17 protein-coding genes and 1 tRNA gene are annotated in these 18,605 nt (G+C 63.3%); 4 read left to right on the forward strand and 14 right to left on the reverse strand.

Annotated elements, in window-relative coordinates; genetic code table 11:
• Window positions 1–128: 128 nt before the first annotated feature.
• The 10 genes from C100_RS45950 to C100_RS45995 form a co-directional block, all read right to left on the reverse strand.
• On the reverse strand, window positions 129–1,430 hold the full coding sequence (locus C100_RS45950) for an MFS transporter (RefSeq protein ID WP_024021939.1): 1,302 nt from the start codon (window positions 1,428–1,430) through the stop codon (window positions 129–131).
• The gene (locus tag C100_RS45955) at window positions 1,427–2,056 is read right to left on the reverse strand and encodes a retropepsin-like aspartic protease family protein (RefSeq protein WP_024021940.1); all 630 of its coding nucleotides are present in this window, start codon (window positions 2,054–2,056) and stop codon (window positions 1,427–1,429) included. Before C100_RS45955 ends, C100_RS45950 begins: the two co-directional genes overlap by 4 nt.
• Window positions 2,056–2,847: an MBL fold metallo-hydrolase gene (locus C100_RS45960; RefSeq protein ID WP_024021941.1), complete on the reverse strand. Its 792-nt coding sequence runs from the start codon at window positions 2,845–2,847 to the stop codon at window positions 2,056–2,058. The genes C100_RS45955 and C100_RS45960 overlap by 1 nt, the downstream gene beginning before the upstream one ends.
• Window positions 2,844–3,617 carry a TatD family hydrolase gene (locus C100_RS45965; protein WP_024021942.1) on the reverse strand — a complete coding sequence of 258 codons (774 nt, stop codon included), beginning with the start codon at window positions 3,615–3,617 and terminating at the stop codon, window positions 2,844–2,846. Before C100_RS45965 ends, C100_RS45960 begins: the two co-directional genes overlap by 4 nt.
• 4 nt (window positions 3,618–3,621) lie before the next feature.
• Window positions 3,622–5,187: a methionine--tRNA ligase gene (gene metG / locus C100_RS45970; protein ID WP_024021943.1), complete on the reverse strand. Its 1,566-nt coding sequence runs from the start codon at window positions 5,185–5,187 to the stop codon at window positions 3,622–3,624.
• Between the two features lie 75 nt (window positions 5,188–5,262).
• Window positions 5,263–6,231, reverse strand: coding sequence for an AAA family ATPase (locus tag C100_RS45975; protein ID WP_024021944.1), 969 nt, complete (start codon window positions 6,229–6,231; stop codon window positions 5,263–5,265).
• A complete protein-coding gene (gene tmk, locus C100_RS45980; protein WP_024021945.1) occupies window positions 6,228–6,854 on the reverse strand; it encodes a dTMP kinase in 627 nt (208 codons plus the stop codon). The genes C100_RS45975 and tmk overlap by 4 nt, the downstream gene beginning before the upstream one ends.
• Window positions 6,851–8,014 carry a D-alanyl-D-alanine carboxypeptidase family protein gene (locus tag C100_RS45985; protein WP_024021946.1) on the reverse strand — a complete coding sequence of 388 codons (1,164 nt, stop codon included), beginning with the start codon at window positions 8,012–8,014 and terminating at the stop codon, window positions 6,851–6,853. The genes tmk and C100_RS45985 overlap by 4 nt, the downstream gene beginning before the upstream one ends.
• A gap of 47 nt (window positions 8,015–8,061) precedes the next feature.
• The gene (locus C100_RS45990; RefSeq protein WP_031310317.1) at window positions 8,062–8,997 is read right to left on the reverse strand and encodes a septal ring lytic transglycosylase RlpA family protein; all 936 of its coding nucleotides are present in this window, start codon (window positions 8,995–8,997) and stop codon (window positions 8,062–8,064) included.
• Entirely contained in the window at window positions 8,981–10,015 is a 1,035-nt protein-coding gene (locus C100_RS45995) for a lytic murein transglycosylase (RefSeq protein WP_235219149.1), read from the reverse strand. Before C100_RS45995 ends, C100_RS45990 begins: the two co-directional genes overlap by 17 nt.
• A 144-nt stretch (window positions 10,016–10,159) precedes the next feature.
• Between C100_RS45995 and C100_RS46000 the strand changes: the two genes are divergently transcribed.
• A tRNA-Ser gene (locus C100_RS46000) sits at window positions 10,160–10,249 on the forward strand.
• A gap of 26 nt (window positions 10,250–10,275) precedes the next feature.
• Here C100_RS46000 and C100_RS46005 read toward each other — a convergent pair.
• Window positions 10,276–10,632, reverse strand: coding sequence for a PilZ domain-containing protein (locus C100_RS46005; protein ID WP_024021949.1), 357 nt, complete (start codon window positions 10,630–10,632; stop codon window positions 10,276–10,278).
• A gap of 114 nt (window positions 10,633–10,746) precedes the next feature.
• Window positions 10,747–13,482: a preprotein translocase subunit SecA gene (gene secA / locus C100_RS46010; RefSeq protein ID WP_024021950.1), complete on the reverse strand. Its 2,736-nt coding sequence runs from the start codon at window positions 13,480–13,482 to the stop codon at window positions 10,747–10,749.
• A 245-nt stretch (window positions 13,483–13,727) separates the two neighbouring features.
• Here secA and C100_RS46015 point away from each other — a divergent pair, with 245 nt between their 5' ends.
• The 3 genes from C100_RS46015 to C100_RS46025 are packed head-to-tail and all read left to right on the forward strand — an operon-like array spanning window position 13,728 to window position 17,339.
• Window positions 13,728–15,266, forward strand: coding sequence for an ArnT family glycosyltransferase (locus tag C100_RS46015; protein ID WP_024021951.1), 1,539 nt, complete (start codon window positions 13,728–13,730; stop codon window positions 15,264–15,266).
• Between the two features lie 49 nt (window positions 15,267–15,315).
• Window positions 15,316–16,542, forward strand: coding sequence for a bifunctional glutamate N-acetyltransferase/amino-acid acetyltransferase ArgJ (gene argJ / locus C100_RS46020; RefSeq protein WP_024021952.1), 1,227 nt, complete (start codon window positions 15,316–15,318; stop codon window positions 16,540–16,542).
• The gene (locus tag C100_RS46025; RefSeq protein ID WP_024021953.1) at window positions 16,542–17,339 is read left to right on the forward strand and encodes an inositol monophosphatase family protein; all 798 of its coding nucleotides are present in this window, start codon (window positions 16,542–16,544) and stop codon (window positions 17,337–17,339) included. Before argJ ends, C100_RS46025 begins: the two co-directional genes overlap by 1 nt.
• A 166-nt stretch (window positions 17,340–17,505) precedes the next feature.
• Here the strand turns inward: C100_RS46025 and trxA are convergent, their stop codons facing one another.
• Window positions 17,506–17,826, reverse strand: coding sequence for a thioredoxin TrxA (trxA, locus tag C100_RS46030; RefSeq protein ID WP_024021954.1), 321 nt, complete (start codon window positions 17,824–17,826; stop codon window positions 17,506–17,508).
• Between the two features lie 28 nt (window positions 17,827–17,854).
• Window positions 17,855–18,605: PD-(D/E)XK nuclease family protein (locus tag C100_RS0125485; protein WP_031310320.1), on the reverse strand; the 751-nt coding region annotated here is incomplete at its 5' end.

Consider the following 18,605-nt stretch of genomic DNA (forward strand, 5'->3'; position numbering starts at 1 on the left):
ACTTCGATCTAGAATCCACCCAGTCGCTTCCATAAGTCCGATAATATATATTATGTTAAATCAAACCACTTTCCACACATTTTTCCAGACCCCGTTCAAGCTGTCGCTTTCGCTGTCGCGTTAAAGCCTCAATCTTCCCGGATCAGGCTATGCTTCGCGGTGTCGCGCATCCGTATATAAACGCCCAGCGAAATGGCGATCATCACCGTCACATAGATGTAGAATGCCTGCTCCATCCCGACCTGCTTGAACCACAGCGCGACCAGTTCCGCAGTTCCCCCGAACAGCGTATTGGCCAGCGCATAAGGCAATGCCACGCCCAGTGCGCGAATATGCGCCGGGAACAGCTCCGCCTTCACCACCGCATTGATCGACGTATAGCCGGTCACGATGATCAGTCCGGCCATCACCAGCAGCGCGGCCATAACCGGGTCTTTCGTCTTGGCGAGCGTCGAGAAGATCGGATAGGTGCAGAACACACCAAGAATGCCGAATGTGATCATCAGCGGCTTGCGCCCGATCCGGTCCGACAAAGCACCGGCCGCCGGCTGCAACAGCATGAACAGGAACAGTGTCACCGCATTGATCTGCGAAGCCGCTTCCCGGCTCAACCCGCTCGTGTTGACCAGGAATTTCTGCATGTAGATGCTGTAGGCATAAAAGGCGATCGTGCCCCCGGCTGTCAGCATCATCACGGTCAGCGTTTCGCGCGGATGGTTGGTGATCAGTTCGACAAAGCCCGACTTCGGTCCGCCCTCCGCTCTGGCCACGGCAAAACTCTGCGTCTCGGCCAAGCCCCGCCGCAACCAGAAGACGATGATCGCCAACGCCCCCCCAATGAAGAAGGGAATGCGCCAGCCCCAATCGTCGAGTTGGGCTATGCTGAGCGACGCCTGCAACAACAGCAATACACAGATCGCGACCAGTTGGCCGGCAATCAGCGTTACATATTGAAAGCTGGAAAAAAAGCCACGCCGGTTCCTGCCCGCCATTTCGGACAGATAGGTGGCGCTCGCGCCATATTCGCCGCCGATCGACAATCCCTGCATCAATCGCGCCAGCACCAGCAGCAACGGCGCTGCGACACCGATCGTCTCATATCCCGGCGTGACGCCGATCAGCAGTGAACCTGCGCACATCAATGCAACCGACAGGGTAAGCCCGCTCTTGCGCCCATGGCGATCCGCATAAATGCCCATCATCCACGCCCCGATCGGCCGCATCAGGAAACCTACCGCAAATATCCCGGCCGCGCTCAACAACTGCGCGGTGCGATCCTCATTGGGAAAGAAATGGGGCGCGAAATAGAGGGTGAAGGCGGCATAGGCATACCAGTCATACCATTCCACCAGATTGCCGGTGGAACCGCCGATGATGGCCTTGAGCCGCTCGCGCTGGGTCGGCGCACGCTGATCCGGCGCGAGCGTCATGGGACCAGCACCATTTCACCATCCTGCACGCCCCAGCTTTTCAGGCGCGACAACAGGTTCATGCCGATGACATTGACCTCGCCAAAGGCGGGTGACACGACGATCGGCAGGTCGCTGGCGCGGATCGGGCCGATCGCCAGGGTGGCGATGCTGGAGCGCCGCGCTTCCACCTTGCCATTGGCGGTATTCATGATGACGCCGGGCGCGCCGATATCGAAATTCAAGCCAGCCGTACGGGCGGTATTTTCAGACAAAGCCGTGATCGTCGCGCCGCTGTCGATCAGGAAACGGGCCGGCGTGCCATTGATCGCGCCTTCGACCCAATAATGGCCGTCCGAAGCAACCGGAATGCGCAGCGCCTGTCCCTCGGCCCGCGCAGGTGGCAGTGATGCGGGCGTGCCATCCGGCGCTGCGACGCCGCCCTGTTCCGCCCAGCGACCGGTCAGATACCCCTGCCCCTGCGCGAATTTGAACAGGCCAAGCAGACCGGCGAAGATGGCGACCCACAGCAATGCCATGCGCAGCAGACTGCTCCAGGCAAGGCGCCGGCCCACCAGCGCTGAAGCGACGAGCATAATCGCCAGGACATACCAGATGGTGGATGCCGTCTGATCCGTGCCGTCCATCAATCCCCCCGCTCTTTCGCGCCCACTTCCAAGATCATGCCGTCATAGCCCGGCTCCACACCATTGGGGAGCGTACGGCACAGCGCGGCATAATCCATGCTCTGGTCCATATGGGTCAGGATTGCGCGATCGGGCCGGGCCGCGGCGATCCCTTCCAGGGTCAGCGCCAGATGCGAGTGCGTGGGATGCGGCCTGACCCGCAGCGCGTCCACCACCCAGATGTCGAGCCGGGCATAAAGCGTCAGCATGTCCGGGGTAAACGCATGAAAATCCGTGGCATAGCCGATGGAGCTATTGCCATGGCTGAAGCGAAATCCGGTCGAGAAAATTTCGCCATGGGGCTGGTCCACGCACTCGACGTCGATGTCGCCGATCCGCAGGCTGTCGGGCAGGACATGCGCGTCGATGGTCGGATGATAACCATGCCTCCCTTCGAAAGCATAGCCGAAACGCTGCTTCAGCAGCTTGAGCGTCTGCGCCCGCGCATAGCCCGGCACCGGCGTTCCGCGATGATGATAGAGCTGTCGCACATCATCCAGGCCGTGGCTGTGGTCGGCATGGTCATGGGTCCACAGGATCGCGTCGACATGGACCACATCCGTCGCCAGGAGCTGCGCCCGCATATCGGGTGAGGTGTCCACCAATATGCGGGTCGTCGCGCTTTCGACCAGGATCGAGACGCGGGTGCGGCGGTTTCTGGGGTTCTTTGGATCGCAGCTGCCCCAGTCATTGCCAATACGGGGCACCCCGGATGAGGTGCCGCTGCCCAGGATCGTGAGCTTCAGGCTCATGCGACCTTGGCAAAGAGGGTGCGGAAATTGTGCGATGTCGCCGCCGCCAGTTCCTCCACGCTTTCGCCGCGCAGATTAGCGAGAAACCTGGCGGTGTCGGCAACATAGGCCGGCTCGCAAGGCTTGCCCCGGTGTGGAACGGGGGCGAGGAAGGGCGAATCGGTTTCCACCAGCAGCCGGTCGAGCGGCAGGCGCGCCGCCGTTTCCTGCAAGTCCTTCGCGTTCTTGAACGTCACGATGCCCGAAATGCTGATGTAGAAACCAAGCTCGATCGCGGCATCGGCAAAGGCGCCGCTGGCGGTGAAACAGTGGATGACGCCGCTATAGGCCCCCTTCCCCATCTCATCGCGCATGATCGCCAGCGTATCCTCTTCCGCGTCGCGGGTGTGGACGATCAGCGGCAGGCCGGTTTCCCGGCAGGCGGCGATGTGGGCGCGAAAGCTCTTTTGCTGCCGGTCCCGGTCGCTATGGTCATAATAATAATCAAGGCCGGTTTCGCCGATGCCGACCACGCGCGGGTGAGCGGCGCGCTCGACCAGCTTGGCGGTGTCGATATGGGGATGCTCGTCCGCTTCATGCGGGTGGATGCCGACTGTCGCCCACACATCTGGTTCGCGTAAGGCGGTGCCCAGCACATCCTCCCATTCGCTTTCGCGGGTGGCGATATTGAGCATCAGATCGACCCCTGCCGCGCGCGAACGTTCCAGGACATTGGCCTGATCCTCGACCAAGCCCTTGTAATTCAGGTGGCAGTGGCTGTCTATCAGCATGGCGTCAGGCGTCCGTCTCGGCCAGTTCCAGGCGGGGGAAAAGTGGTTTGGGTTGGCTCAGGACAAAGCCCGACGCGCGCAATTCGGCATAGAAGCCGCTACCAATGGCGTCATAGCTTCGCCCCTGCGCGCTGCTTATGCCCATCTGGTCGAGCAGAGCGGTGGCGCTCGCGGGGATGACCGGCTGGATCATGATGGCAAGGCTGGCGATCGCTTCATAGAGCGTAGCGAGGACGGCTTCCATGCGCGCAGGGTCCGTCTTTCGCAGCGTCCACGGCGCCTGCGCATCAATATAGGCGTTGCAGGCGAAGACCGCGCGCATCCATGCCTCGATGGCGGCTGAAGGGGCGAGGTCGGCCATGGCGCTCTGAAACGTCTGCGCTGCCTCCGTAATGCTCTGCAGCAACGCGCTGTCGACATCCTGCGCGGCCGGTTCGGGCAAGCGGCCTTCCAGATTCTTGGCGATAAAGCTCAACGTCCGTTGCGCCAGATTGCCGAAACTATTGGCTAGATCGCTGTTGGACCGCGCGACGATCGCCTCCGCGCTATAGCTGCCGTCATTGCCGAACGTCACTTCGGACAACAGAAAATAGCGTAATTGATCGACGCCGAACCGCCCGGCCAATTCCATCGGGTCGGCGACATTGCCCAACGATTTGGACATCTTCTCGCCGCGGTTGAGCAGGAAGCCATGGCCGAACACCTGCTTGGGCAGCGGCAGTTTCGCGCTCATCAGGAAGGCAGGCCAGTAAACGGCATGAAAACGCACAATATCCTTGCCGATGATATGCGTGATATCGCCCCCCTCGCTCCAATAGCGCGCCATCCTGTCGGCATCGTCGGGATAGCCGCAGCCCGTCAGATAATTGGTGAGCGCATCCACCCACACATACATGACATGGCCTTCGCTGCCGGGCACTTTTACGCCCCAGTCGAAACTGGTGCGTGAAATGCTAAGGTCGGACAGGCCACCCTCCACGAACCGCATGATCTCATTGCGGCGGCTGTCGGGCTGAATGAAATCGGGCTGGTCATTGTAAAGCTGGAGCAGCCGGTCCTGATAGGCCGAAAGGCGGAAAAACCAGCTCTCCTCGACCGTCCATTCGACCGGTGTGCCCTGGGGCGAGAGTTTGACGCCCCCTTCGCCCTCGACGATTTCCTTCTCGTCGTAAAAGGCTTCGTCGCGGACCGAATACCAGCCTTCATAGCGGCCCAGATAGAGGTCGCCACTGGCTTCCATCGCCTGCCATATCGCCTGGCTGGCGCGGTGATGGTCCGGCTCGCTGGTGCGGATGAAACGATCATAGCTGATGTTCAAACCATCATTCATATCCCTGAAATAGGATGACATTTCGTCAGCTAGGACATTGGGTTCGATGTCGCGATTGCGGGCCGTCTGGGCCATTTTCAACCCATGTTCGTCGGTGCCCGTCTGAAAAAAGACATCGCGTCCCATCATACGTTGGAAACGCGCGATCGCATCCGTAGCGATCACCTCATAGGCATGGCCGATATGCGGACGGCCGTTGGGATAGGAAATGGCGGTGGTGATCGTGAAGGGCTGAGACATGGCGCTCTCCCTAGAGCGATTTCAAGCCGGATGGAACATCTCGCAAGCGCAAATCATGGATCGTGCCGCGACTTTTCAAGAGGAGGGCGCCAAAGCCGCGACATGGCCGGCCAGTTCGAAGGCGACTGCCGCCGGGTCCAGTGACAGGATGATCGCGCCACCGGCAAGATGTCGGGCCTGTTCCCAATGATCCAGCGCCTGACCCAGCGCCAGGCCGTGCCGCGTGCGCGCCGCCTGGGCGATGAAGGCGGGCGCGCGTTCCAGGAAGGCTTCATAGCGCGGTTTGGCGGATTTGAGCGCCAACGCCTTTGCGAGGGCAAGGCGCTGGCCATTACCCGTATCGCCCCGCGCGGCCAGCTCGCTGAGCGCCTTTTCGATCTCGAACAGGTTGAGCCCGGCATAGCGCAGCGCCTGACCAGGAGAGCCTTCACCCGCACGCACCAGCGCGTCCATTTCCTGGGGCGACAGCGCCGCATCGTTGGCGCTCAGCACGGACCGCATGGCCGCATCATCCAGTGGATCGAACCGCAGGCTGCGGCAGCGCGACCTGATGGTCGGCAGCAATCGACCCGGCGCATGGCTGACCAGCAGGAAGATCATGTCGGCCGGAGGTTCCTCCAGCGACTTGAGCAACGCATTGGCAGCGCCCCGCTCCAGATCGTCTACGCTGTCGATCACCACCACGCGGCGTGGCGACAGCGACGGGGCCGACTGGATCAGCCGCTGCAATCCCCGCACCTGATCGACGCTGATATTGCGGGCGGTGACGCCGTCCTTCTCGATCGGCGATAATTCCGCATAATCGGGATGCGCGGTCGCCTCGATCAGGCGGCGGACCGGATGGCTTTCCGGCACGGCCAGCCCCTCCCCTTCGACCACCGGGCCGGCGGCATCCGCCAGCAGGCGCTGCGCCAGGGCGCGGGCGAAGCTGCTTTTGCCGATGCCTTTGGGGCCGGCCAATATCCAGCCATGATGCATTCGTCCGCTCCGCGCGGCCGCGATCATCGTGCGCGCCTGCGCATCATGGCCGACAAGGCCCGTCACGGCAGCAGGTCAACCAGGTTTGCGAGAAGGCGGGTCGTCACCTCCGCCGCCGCGCCTGACGCATCGACAGCGCGGACCCGATCGGGCTCGTTCACCACAAAGCGGGCAAAGGCATCGGCCACGGCCCGGTGGAAATCGCTGGCACGCCCGCCGATCCGATCGGCATCATCGCCGTCGCGACGCCTGGCGCGGACCGCGGCTTCCTGTTCGGGCAGCGTCAGCAACAGCGTGCGGTCGGGCAGGAAACCAGCGCTCCCGATCCGGTGCAGCACCATGATGTCGGCGTCGGTCAGTTCGCCTTGCCCCTGATAGGCGCGGCTTGAATCCAGGAACCGGTCGGACAGCACCCAGGCGCCTCGTTCCAAAGCCGGGCGAATCGTTTTTTCGACATGATCCGCCCGCGCGGCGGCGAACAGCAAGGCCTCCGCGCGCGGACTCCAGCGATCGGCGTTGCCGGTCAGCAACAGCGACCGAATAGCTTCGGCGCCCTCGCTACCGCCCGGTTCGCGGGTCTCGACCACTTCCATCCCACGCGCGCGCAAGGCATCGCCAAGGGCGCGAAGCTGCGTCGACTTTCCCGCCCCTTCCCCGCCTTCCAGCGAGATGAAACGCCCCTGCTTCACCCGAACAGGGACTTCATGCCATTCCACAGACGACCGAAAATACCGGCCTCGGCCACATCCTCGCCCGCGACGAGCGGCATGATCTGGGGCGGCGTGTCAGGGGTCTGGATGACCAGTTGGGCGATCTGCTGTCCCTTGGCTATCGGCGCCTTGATGGGACCGGTATAAACGACCTTCACCTGCACGTTGGCGGAGGCCGTGCGCGGCAGCGTGACGGCCAGATTTTGCGGCGCGACCAACGGTACGCTGGTGGCGCTGCCCTGTTGCACTTCGGCGGTCTCGACGGTTTGCCCCTTCTTGAACAGGGGCTGCGCCTTCCACGCCTTGAAGCCCCAATCCATGAAACGCACGGATTCGTTGATGCGGCCGTTGAAGCTGTTTAGCCCGGCGATCACCATGACCAGGCGGCGGCCATCCTGTTCGGCCGACCCGGTGAAGCCATAGCCTGCCTCTGAAGTGTGGCCGGTCTTGAGGCCGTCGGCGCCGGCGATCTTGCCCAGAATGGGGTTGCGATTGGCCTGTTCGATGTCCGAACCGCCCATCGTCTTGCCCCAGGTGAAGGAGCGGGTCGCGTAGAAGCGCTTGTAGAGATCGGGGGTTTCCTCGATCGTGGCCTGGGCGAGCTTTGCGAGATCCTCGGCGGTTACATAGGTCACGCCTTCATCCGGCCAGCCATTGCTGGTGCCGAAATGGCTGTTGTCCAGATGCAGGCGCTTGGCCTCTTCGTTCATGAGCGCGACGAAGGCCTGCTCGGTTCCGGCAATCCCTTCCGCCAGCACGACGCAGGCATCATTACCCGAAAGGGTGACAATGCCGTGCAACAGATTTTCGACCGACACCTGTTCGCCCGCCGACAGGAACATGGTCGATCCCGCTTGCGGACCATGCCATTGCCGCCAGGTTTCCGGCCGCACCGTGAACTTGGTATCGAGTTTCAGGTCGCCTTTCTGGATCAGGCGAAACGCGACATGCGCGGTCATCATCTTAGCCATGGAGGCCGGTGGGATCTTCGTCTGCCCGCCCTTGTCATACAACACCGCGCCCGAAGACAAATCCTTGAGATAAGCGATCGGCGCGTCCGTCGTATAGGGCGGTGCGGCGGCGATCAGCGGCTGTGCGAGCAGCCCGGTGGCCAGGATGACTGCAAGGGATTTCTTCATCGGAAACTGCCTTCGACTATAGGGATTCGCTTGGGATGCGGCGGCGCTTATTGGCCGTCATTAGCCATGATGCGGGCATTCGGAAAGCCTTTGGCCGCCGCAGCGCGAATACCCGCCTGCGCGGCTTGTTGTGACGGATAGGGGCCAAATCGCACACGCCACAATCCACCACCCGACGTCACATGGGCGTCGATCCGCTTCGCCAGCGTTTCCGCCCGTTCGCGGGAGGAGAAAGCGCCGACCTGGACGATGTACCGACCCGTCGCAGCCGACGCTGGCCCGGACGCGCTGGCCGCTGGTTTGGCAAGCGTTGGTGGATCGAATGTCGCGCCCGGCTTAGCTGTCCTGGATGGCTTGACCGGCGCAGTCTGCGATGGTGGCGGCGCAGATGTGCCGTGCTTACCCAATCTCTCGCGCAGAACCTTGAGCAGGGCGTCCGGGCTTTCCAGCCGTTCTGCCGCACGTCCATGTCGACGCAGCGCCACCTGATCCTGGTCGGGTGGGTTGACCCGGCGTACACGCACTGGCGCTGATTGCGCGCTCATGCCTAATTGGGCCGCTGCGCCGGGCGACAGCGCGATGATCCGGTCGTTCCGCATCGGCCCGCGATCATTGACCCGCACCAATATGGTGCGGCCGCTGTCGAGCGCCGTCACCTCCACATAGCTCGGAAGCGGCAGGCTTTTGTGCGCGGCGGTAATGGCGGAAGCAACGAAGCTTTCGCCATTGGCGGTGGCGGCGCCGTTACTGCCTTCCTCCGCGACGCTGGCATAGCCCACCTCGTCATAGGATACCGGATCGGCTGGCGTGTAGGTCACGCCATCGACGGCATAAGACAGCCCCAGCATGACCGGCGCATCGGCGACCATTGTAGCCGCAGGCATGTCGGAACGCTTCGGCGGCTGCGCATTGCTCGCGCCGCCGTTTGCCATTCCGATCAATGCCGCCAAGGCGGGGATGAGCGTCCTATTGCTTGACCGCATCCGCCAGCAATCCCACCGACAAGGCATAGAAATTGGAGCAATTATAATCAAGGATCGCCCGATAGTTGCTGGTGAGCAGATAGGCGGTCTTTCCCGGACCGTCAGGCTCCAGCAAGGTCGCCATCATGCTGTCGTCGGGCCATCGGCCATCGGCCGGCACCAGACCCAATTTTCGCCATTCCGCCATGTTGAGCCAGCGGCTATGCCGGTTGAACACCCGGGGGCAGCGCGGCGGGTTGGTGCGCGCCGCCAGCGCCGAGCGATTGAGGCCCATCGGCACCGACACCGCAACGCCCCACGGCTGTCCGCGCCGCCAACCCGAATGCACGAAATAATTGGCGATCGACGCAAGCGCATCCGCTTCGCTGGTCCAGATATCGGCCCGGCCATCGCCGTCGCCATCCTTGGCCAGCCGTAGATAGACGCTGGGCAGGAATTGCGGATAGCCAGTCGCGCCGGCCCAGCTGCCGACCAATCGGCTGCGTGGCACGCCATTGTCCAGCATCTTGAGCGTCGCGAGCAGTTCAGGCTCGAACAAGGTCCGCCTGCGTCCTTCCCATGCCAGCGTGGCCAACGACCGGATCAGGTCGAAATCGCCGGTATAGGAGCCATAATTGGTCTCGTGACCGAAAATCGCGACCATGATCTCTTCGGGAACGCCCGTTTCGGCTTCGATGCGGGCCAGGCGGGCACGGTTGGCCTGATAGGCCACCCGGCCTCGGCTGATGCGCGCGGCATCGACATGCTTGCGCCGATAGGGCTCGAAATTGGGGATCGGCGAATAGGCGCCGCCGCCCGGCTGGTTCTGGTCCAGTTCGATCACGCGGTTATTGGGCGTCAGGCTCGGCAGCACGGCGTCGAGGGTTGCATCGCGAATACCCATCGCTCGCGCCTTGGGCCGCAGATCCTCTAGATAGGACTGAAAGTCGCCATTGCCCTGTGCATAAGCCGGGGCGGTCGCGATCGCAATCGAAAGCGTGGCCAGGGCGACCAGAAATGCCGATATGTTCAAGCGCAGAGAATCTCGCATTGCCCTGTTGTTGCACAGGGCATGGCGACCGGGAAACCCCCTATCGAAAGGCCTGGGCCAAGAAGGCGATGAGCCGAGCAAATGATTTTTGCGCTTGGCAAGCCGGCAGCGGACGCTAGGAAGCGGGCACAAGGACAGGTGGCCGAGTGGTTTAAGGCAGCGGTCTTGAAAACCGCCGTGGGTTTACGCCCACCGTGGGTTCGAATCCCACCCTGTCCGCCACCTCTTCGGGCGCTTACTCCTGCTGCTCAGGCGTAATGACCCGGTGTGATCTGGCGCAGTGTGATTGGTGCGCCGTCGCCTTCACGGACCTGCGCCTCGCCGATGATCGCGCGGGGATCGACCGCGTGGCTCAGCAGCAGGCCGCAGCGATCCGGCCCGTTCCAGATGACCGTTCCGCACACTTCCAGATGATCGGCAATCAAGGTGACGCGTTCGCCGACGAGCGGCAACCACGCGCCAGCCACCAGCGCGCCATAGATCGAGATATTGCGAATCTCGACCGGCTGGCTGGTGCCGTTCCAACTCAGCATGGCGTTCACTTCGGCGACGAAGCGTTGCTCCCGCCTTCGTTCGGCCCGCGCGCGACAGAGAGTTTGTTCCATGGCTTTCTCCCGGCTTACCCCCCAGGAAACAGTCACAGCCTCGCCGTCGAACCTTACGAAGATATTAGGAGCAACGGTTAAGGGCGCATTGAGAAAGACGCGCCCTGCCGTCGGTCAGGCCAGCGCCCCATGACAATGCTTGTATTTCTGGCCCGAACCGCACGGGCATGGCGCATTGCGGCTTATGTCCAGATTGGAGAAGTCACCGCCCGGCACGACCGGCGCGGGCGCGCGCGGGATAGTCGTCGTGATTCCGCCCAGTTGTCCCGCGTCAATATCCGCGCTGTTGTCCTCACCCGAGAAGGGGTCGATATGCGTGGTGATGAAATCGGGCAGAACCGGCAGGCCGAACTCTTCGAGTGGAGGCTGCTCCATACGGAACTGGACCCGTGCGATGGAGCCGGTCACATCCTCGCGGATATTCTCCAGCATCCGCTCGAACAAGGCGAAGGCTTCCTGCTTATATTCGTTGATCGGCGTCTTTTGCGCATAGGCGCGCAGGTGCACGACCTGGCGCAGCGCGTCGAGCGTCGCCAGATGTTCCTTCCAATGATGGTCCAGGCTCTGGAGCAGGATCGACTTTTCGATCATGTGCCAGTCGGCCGCATCGACCTCCTTGACCTTTTCGGCAACGGCCTCGTCCGCCAGGGCGACCAGGCGCCCCTCGATCATTTCGGGATCGACGGCGTCTTCCGCCAGCCAGGCGTCGAAGTCCGGCTCCAGGCTGAGGATTTCTGCGGTCCGGGCCTTGAGGCGGTCCATATTCCATTGTTCGGGATAGGTGCCCGGCGGGCATGAAGCGCCCACCAGGTCGTTGACCGTTTCATGCCGCATGTCGATCACGACATCGTCGACGGTTTCGGCGTCCATGATGTCGCTGCGCTGTTCGTAAATGACCTTGCGCTGGTCATTCATCACGTCGTCATATTCGACGACCTGCTTGCGGATGTCGTAGTTGCGCGCCTCGACCTTCTTCTGCGCGGTCTCGATCGCCTTGCTCAACCATTTGGATGGCGGCAATGCCTCGCCATCCTCCAGGTTGGAACGGATCATCTTGGCGAACATCGTGTCCGGCCCGAAGATGCGCATCAGGTCGTCGTCGAGGCTGAGGTAGAAGCGCGACAGGCCCGGATCGCCCTGACGGCCAGAGCGGCCGCGCAGCTGGTTGTCGATGCGGCGGCTTTCATGCCGCTCGGTTGCCAGCACGAACAGGCCGCCGGCATCGAGCACTTCCTGCTTCTCGACCTCGATCTCCGCTGCGATGCGCTTGATCGCCGCTTCACGCTCCGGCCCTTCCGGCATGTCGCGCAGTTCGTCCTCGACCCGCATCTCCAGGTTGCCGCCCAGTTTGATGTCGGTACCGCGGCCGGCCATGTTGGTGGCGATCGTCACGGCGCCCTTGCGGCCCGCCTGCGCGACGATATGCGCCTCGCTCTCATGAAAGCGGGCGTTGAGGACCGCATGCTTGACGCCTTCCTGGTTGAGGAATTCAGACAGCATTTCCGATTTTTCGATCGACACGGTGCCGACCAGCACCGGCTGGCCCCGCTCGGCATGGACCTTGATGGTCTTGGCGATGCCGCGAAACTTGTCTTCCAGATTCTTGTAGAATGTGTCTTCCTCATCCACCCGCTGCACCGGCTTGTTGGTGGGAATGGTGACGACATTCATCTTGTAGATTTCGTAGAATTCGGTCGCCTCGGTCGCAGCGGTGCCGGTCATTCCCGAAAGCTTGGGATACATGCGGAAATAATTCTGGAAGGTGATGGATGCGAGCGTCTGGTTTTCCGGCTCGATCTGGACGCCTTCCTTGGCCTCGACCGCCTGATGCAGGCCGTCGGACCAGCGGCGGCCGTCCATCATGCGGCCGGTAAATTCGTCGATGATGACGACCTTGCCGTCTTTTACGATATAGTCGATGTCGCGGCGGAACATGACGTTGGCGCGTAGCGCCTGGTTCACATGATGGACGACGGCGGTATTTTCGAAATCATAGAGATTGGCGCCCTGAAGCAGGCCAGCCTGCTCCAGCAGCCGCTCGATCCTTTCGGTGCCGTCTTCGGTCAGCGTGACGCTGCGCTGCTTTTCGTCCTTTTCATAATCGGCGTCGGTGATCTGCTTCACGATCGCGTCGACCGCGACATAGAGTTCGGATTTGTCGTCGGTCGGGCCGGAAATGATCAGCGGCGTGCGCGCTTCGTCGATCAGGATCGAATCCACCTCATCGACGATGGCGTAATTGAAGGGCCGCTGGACCATCGACGCGCGGTCGAACTTCATATTGTCGCGCAGATAGTCGAAGCCCAGTTCGTTGTTGGTCGCATAGGTGATGTCGGCGTCATAGGCCTGGCGCCGCTGGTCTTCCGACAGGTTGGGCACGATGACGCCGGTGGTGAGGCCGAGGAAGCGATAGACCTGCCCCATCCATTCGCAGTCGCGGCTGGCGAGATAGTCGTTCACCGTAACGACGTGGACGCCCTTGCCTTCCAGCGCGTTCAGATAGGTGGCGAGCGTCGCGACGAGCGTCTTGCCTTCGCCGGTGCGCATTTCGGCGATTTCGCCACGATGGAGCACGATGCCGCCGACCATCTGCACGTCGAAATGGCGCATCCCCAGCACGCGGACCGATGCCTCGCGCACGGTCGCGAAGGCTTCGGGAAGCAAGTCGTCCAGCGTTTCGCCCGCCGACAGCCGTTCACGGAACTTCGTGGTCTGTCCCGCCAACTCCTCGTCGCTCAGCGCCTGGATCGCCGCCTCAAAGGACGCGATCCTGTCGACAATCTTGCCCAGCGATTTCACATAACGTTCGTTGGACGATCCGAAGATGGATTTGGCGAGTGCGCCGAACATGCAAATTCCTGACAATAGGGAAGCGCCCCGCCCCTTTTGAGGACTGCGCGTGGATATGCGCCGCGATTTAGGCACGGCACATCCGTTAGTCAATCAGAGTGCGCCTAACCCGACATGTCGTGAAGCTGTCATGATCGCGCGGCAGGCCGCGTGCGGCCGCATGACATGATGTGCGGGCGGTGGGGTTGCGCCGCGCAAAAAATGCGGCACAACGGGGGCAAGAACAACGAGGGTCGCAAAAGACAGTGTATCGCCAAACCGTCCTGGCGCCCGCGCGCAGCCGCGCCCTGCCTGCTGCCCTCTTGGTCGGTATCGCGTTGGCCGTCTGGTTCTGCGCGGCAGCGATCGCGACGCCGTTCGATCATGACGAGAGTCAATATATAGCGGGCGCTTCTTTCAGCACTTATCTGTTGATTTTCCGTGATTTCCTGCAACTTCAGCCGCCGCTGCACAGCTGGGCCTTCGCACCACTGGCCGCGCTCTTTCCGAATCATATGGTGCTGGCGATGCGGCTTGCGACGGCCGTTACTGCGCTCTGCACTTTGCTGACTCTCTGGCGCGCGCTGCGCGTCGCCGGCATTTCCAGGGATAGCGCGGCGATCGCGACCTTGCTTATCGGCGCGACCGCCGCTTTCCAGTTCACCGGCAGTGTGGTGCGCAATGACATGCTGCCTACGCTGTTGTCGTCAATGGGGCTGTTGGCTGCGCTCATGGCGTTGCGCCATTGCGCGCCGCGCTATTGGTTGACCGCAGGATCTCTGTTCGGCCTCGCCATCGCCACCAAGCTCAATTTCGCGCCGCTGGGATTGATGACAGGCTTGTTCGTCATCAGCGCGGGCGGGCGCTGCGGCTTCAGGGCCGCGTGCTGGCTGGCGGCGGGCGCCCTGATCGGCATGACGCCATTGCTGCTGGCCTGGATGCTGGCGCCCGATGCTTTTCTCTATGGTATTTTGACCTATGGCGCGACTGCGCCCTTCGCATGGTATACGGCCAACGGCGCTGGTGATGAACTCACGCTGGTGGGTAAAATCTCCGACCTGCTCAAATATCTCGCGCTGGGACCGGCGCTTGCGGCCCTGACGGTGCTGGGGATCAATTGGATCACGACGCGGCAACGCGCCCGCTCGGCCGGTCGGCGGCTGGCCATCTGGATGATCGGCGGCGCGCTGGTGGGCGCCGCCTTGCCGACACCGACGCAGATCCAATATCTGATGCCGCTGCTGCCGCCGCTGGCGCTGGCGCTGGGTTATCTGCTGGACGATGCGCGCCGATGGTCGTTGGCGCGGCGCCAGACCCTGCTGGGTGTGCTTTGCGTAATGACTGTTCCGGGTCTGGTCGAAACCGCGATCGGTATCGGCGCGATGGTGCGTAACGGGTCGCCCGTGCTGGAAGCCGACGCCGCCGCGCGCTGGGCGGGCGCCACGGTGCGACGGTTGAGCGGGGATGACGACATCGCAACCTTGTCTCCGCATCTGATATCGAGCAGCGGCCTTGAACTTGACCCGCGCTTTGCGACCGGTCCCTTCGCCTACCGCAGCGGCTGGACGATGGGCACGCAATTGGCGCGACGGCTCCATGTGATGATCCCTGCCACGTTGAAGGACATGGATCGCGATCCCCCGGCCGCAATCCTGACTGGCTATGAAGACGGCACGCGCAACCTGCCCAAGCGGCCTGATGACGGGCTGATCGCCTATGCGCGCAGCCGCGGATATCGGATGCTGGCGATGCCCGACGGCGTTGGCCGGCTCTACGTCCGTCCCCTCCGCGTCAGGCGCCGCTGAACGGTTCGGCACGATTGACCTCCATCCCCTTTTGGACCAAGCCCGCCCCATGACCAGCCGCTCGCCCCTCGCTCCATCAGCCTTCCCCCTCCTGCCCGCCATTGACGGCGTGACGCTGCGCACGGCGCGCGCCGGGTACAAGGCGTGGGACCGCTGCGATCTGACCTATGTCGAACTGGACGCGGGCACCGCCGTCGCCGGCGTTACGACGCAGAGCAAATGCCCCTCGCCCGAAGTCGAATGGTGCCGGGACGCCATTCCGCTGGGCGCGGCGCGCGCGCTGGTGGTCAATGCCGGCAACGCCAACGCCTTTACCGGCCATCGCGGCCGCGCGGCGGTGGAGGCGATCGCGGCGAAGGTCGCCAATCATCTGTCCTGCCTGCCGTCCGACATCCTCATTTCCTCGACTGGTGTGATCGGCGTGCCCCTGCCCGTCGACAAGGCCGAGGCGGGGCTGGACGCCGCCTTCGCCGCCGCGCCGTGCAGCTGGGAAGAAGCCGCCACGACGATCGGCACGACCGACACCTATGCCAAGGGCGCCCATGTCTCCGCCATGATCGGCGACAGGCGGGTCGACCTGGTCGGCATCATCAAGGGGTCGGGCATGATCGCGCCCGACATGGCGACGATGCTCGGCTATATCTTCACCGACGCGGCGGTTGATGCCGCCTTGCTTCAGCACATGCTGGCGGCCGCGAACAAGCGCACATTTTCGTGCATCACGGTCGATAGCGACACCTCCACCAGCGATACGGTGCTGGCCTTCGCCACTGGCAAGGCGGGCAATGCGCCGCTCACCGGCATGGACGATGCGGGCGCCGATGCGTTTCAGGCGGCGCTGGCCGACCTGTGTCGCCAGCTTGCCCATCTGGTGGTGCGCGATGGCGAAGGGGCGACGAAGTTCGTCGAGATTGAGATCGAAGGTGCAGAGAGCGACGAAAGCGCGCATCGCATCGGCCTGTCGGTCGCCAATTCGCCGTTGGTCAAGACCGCCATCGCGGGCGAGGACGCCAATTGGGGCCGCGTCGTCATGGCGATCGGCAAGGCGGGCGAACCGGCCGACCGGGACAAGCTCTCCATCCGCTTCGGCGCGACCCAGGTGGCGACGGGCGGGCTGGCGGTCGAAGGCTATGACGAAGCGCCGGTGGCCGCCCACCTCAAGGGGCAGGACATCGTCATCGGTGTCGATCTGGGCCTGGGTGAAGGGCGGGCGACGATCTGGACCTGCGACCTGACGCATGGCTATATCTCGATCAACGCGGATTATCGGAGCTGATGGTGCTGGAACTGCACGAACCCGTTGTCGCGCTGATGCGGGAGGTCGCGCGCGATATCGTGATGCCGCGCTATCGCAACCTAGCCGATCATGAAATCAGCGAGAAGGCGGCGGATGATTATGTCACCATCGCCGACAAGGAAAGCGAACTGCGCTTGGCCGAAGGGCTGGCGGCGATCCTGCCCGAAGCGGGGATCATCGGCGAGGAAGCCTGCGCCGCCGATCCCGCCATCCTGGAGCGGGCGGGCACGGGCCTGAACTGGATCATCGACCCGATCGACGGCACCGGCAATTTCGCGTCCGGCAATCCCCCTTTCGGCATCATGATCGCGCTCGCCGACAGCGGGACGACACTCGCCGGCTGGATATTGGACCCGCTCACCGGCCGGTTGTGTCATGCGATGCTGGGCGGCGGCAGCCATATTGACGGCGAGCAGGTGGTCGCGCGGGAAAGCGGCGATGATCTGCCGATCGCGGCGCTCGCGGTCTATTTCATGACGCCGGAGGAGCGGGCCGACATTCAGCGGCGCGCAGACGGCGCGTTCGCGATCGTCGACATTCCGCGCTGCGCCGCCGAACAATATCCCCGGCTGGTGCTGGGGCAGAATGACGTTTCGGTCTTTGCCCGCACCTTGCCCTGGGACCATGCGGCCGGAACCTTGCTGGTCAACGAAGCGGGCGGCTGCTGTCAGCGGCTGGACGGCGCGCCCTATCTGGTCGGCGACCTGCGCCGCGGCCTGTTGGGTGCGTCCTCGCCGCGCCTGTGGGACAAGGCGGCCGGGCTATTGTTCGGATAAACCCGACAACGAAATAGACAGCTCCACGCCATTTCGCGCGCGGAGCATGGGATGACGGCTGTCCATTTCGCTGTCGGGGAAAAGACGAAAAATAATTCTCTATCAACATGTTAAGTCACCGGTCGGGCCGTAGGCATCATGCCACGGCCCGGCCGGTGAAAATGCGTCAGAGGACGCTTTCGATCCAGCCCTTGAGCGCGCTCTTGGGCGCCGCGCCGACCTTGGTCGCGCTGACTTCGCCATTTTTGAACAGGATCATGGTCGGAATGCCGCGCACGCCATATTTGCCGGGCGCGTCTGGATTCTCGTCGATGTTGATCTTCGCGATCGTCACCTTGTCGCCCAGTTCCTCGGAGATTTCCTCCAGGGCCGGGCCGATCATCTTGCACGGACCGCACCATTCCGCCCAGAAATCGACAAGCACGGGCTTGTCGGCGGCGATCACATCTTCCTGGAAGCTGACATCGGTAACTGCCTTGGTGGCCATGGGTAATCTCCTTTGCGTGGTGCAATATCTAGGATGGCGACGCGTCCGGCTCAACGGGCCAGAGCGGCAAATTCTCCTGCGCGGGGACAAAGCCGGGCTTGTGCGCGGCCAGCAGCGCGGGCGGCAGGCTGATGAGGCGCGGCGCGCTGGTATAGAGCAGCCCCGCCTCGATCGCGCGATCGGGAAAGATCACCCCCAGCGCGGCGGCATAGGCCGCCATCTGCCGGATATGCGAGGCCGGCACATCGGCCAACGTCACCGGCGCCACCCGCCCGGTCTTGAAATCGACGAACTGGACCCTGGCGGGCGTGATGCACAGCCGGTCGACCGTGCCGGCGATGACGGCTTCCCCGACGACGGCGGCGATCGGCGCTTCGGCGAGGGCCTGCGGACCGAACAGGTCGGCAAAATCGGGCGCATCAATGACCCGCAAAGCCTGCGCGATGACGTCCTGCCGCTGCGCCGCGTCGTCCAGGCCCTGCTGCACCAGCCAGCGGTCGGCCGCCTCGCCCCGTCGCTCTGGCGCAAGCGCCGGCAGGCGTTCGAACAGGGCGTGAAGCCAGCGCCCCCGCTCCGCCGCCGCGCGCATGGCGGGCGTGGGCGGCGGATAGGGGACATCATCCTCGACCTGCGCCGATGGCGCGAGCGGCCGGGGCGGCCGCGCTTCGGCCGGCGCCGCCTGTCGCAGCCAACCGGGGGCCGCGACCGCAGCCTGCGCCATGGCCGCTTCGGGCGCGGCCTCGCGCGGGGCGAGTTGCTCGCTGCCGCGCCAGTGGCGG

The sequence above is a fragment of the Sphingobium sp. C100 genome, assembly GCF_000508185.1.
Classification (GTDB): Bacteria; Pseudomonadota; Alphaproteobacteria; order Sphingomonadales; family Sphingomonadaceae; genus Sphingobium.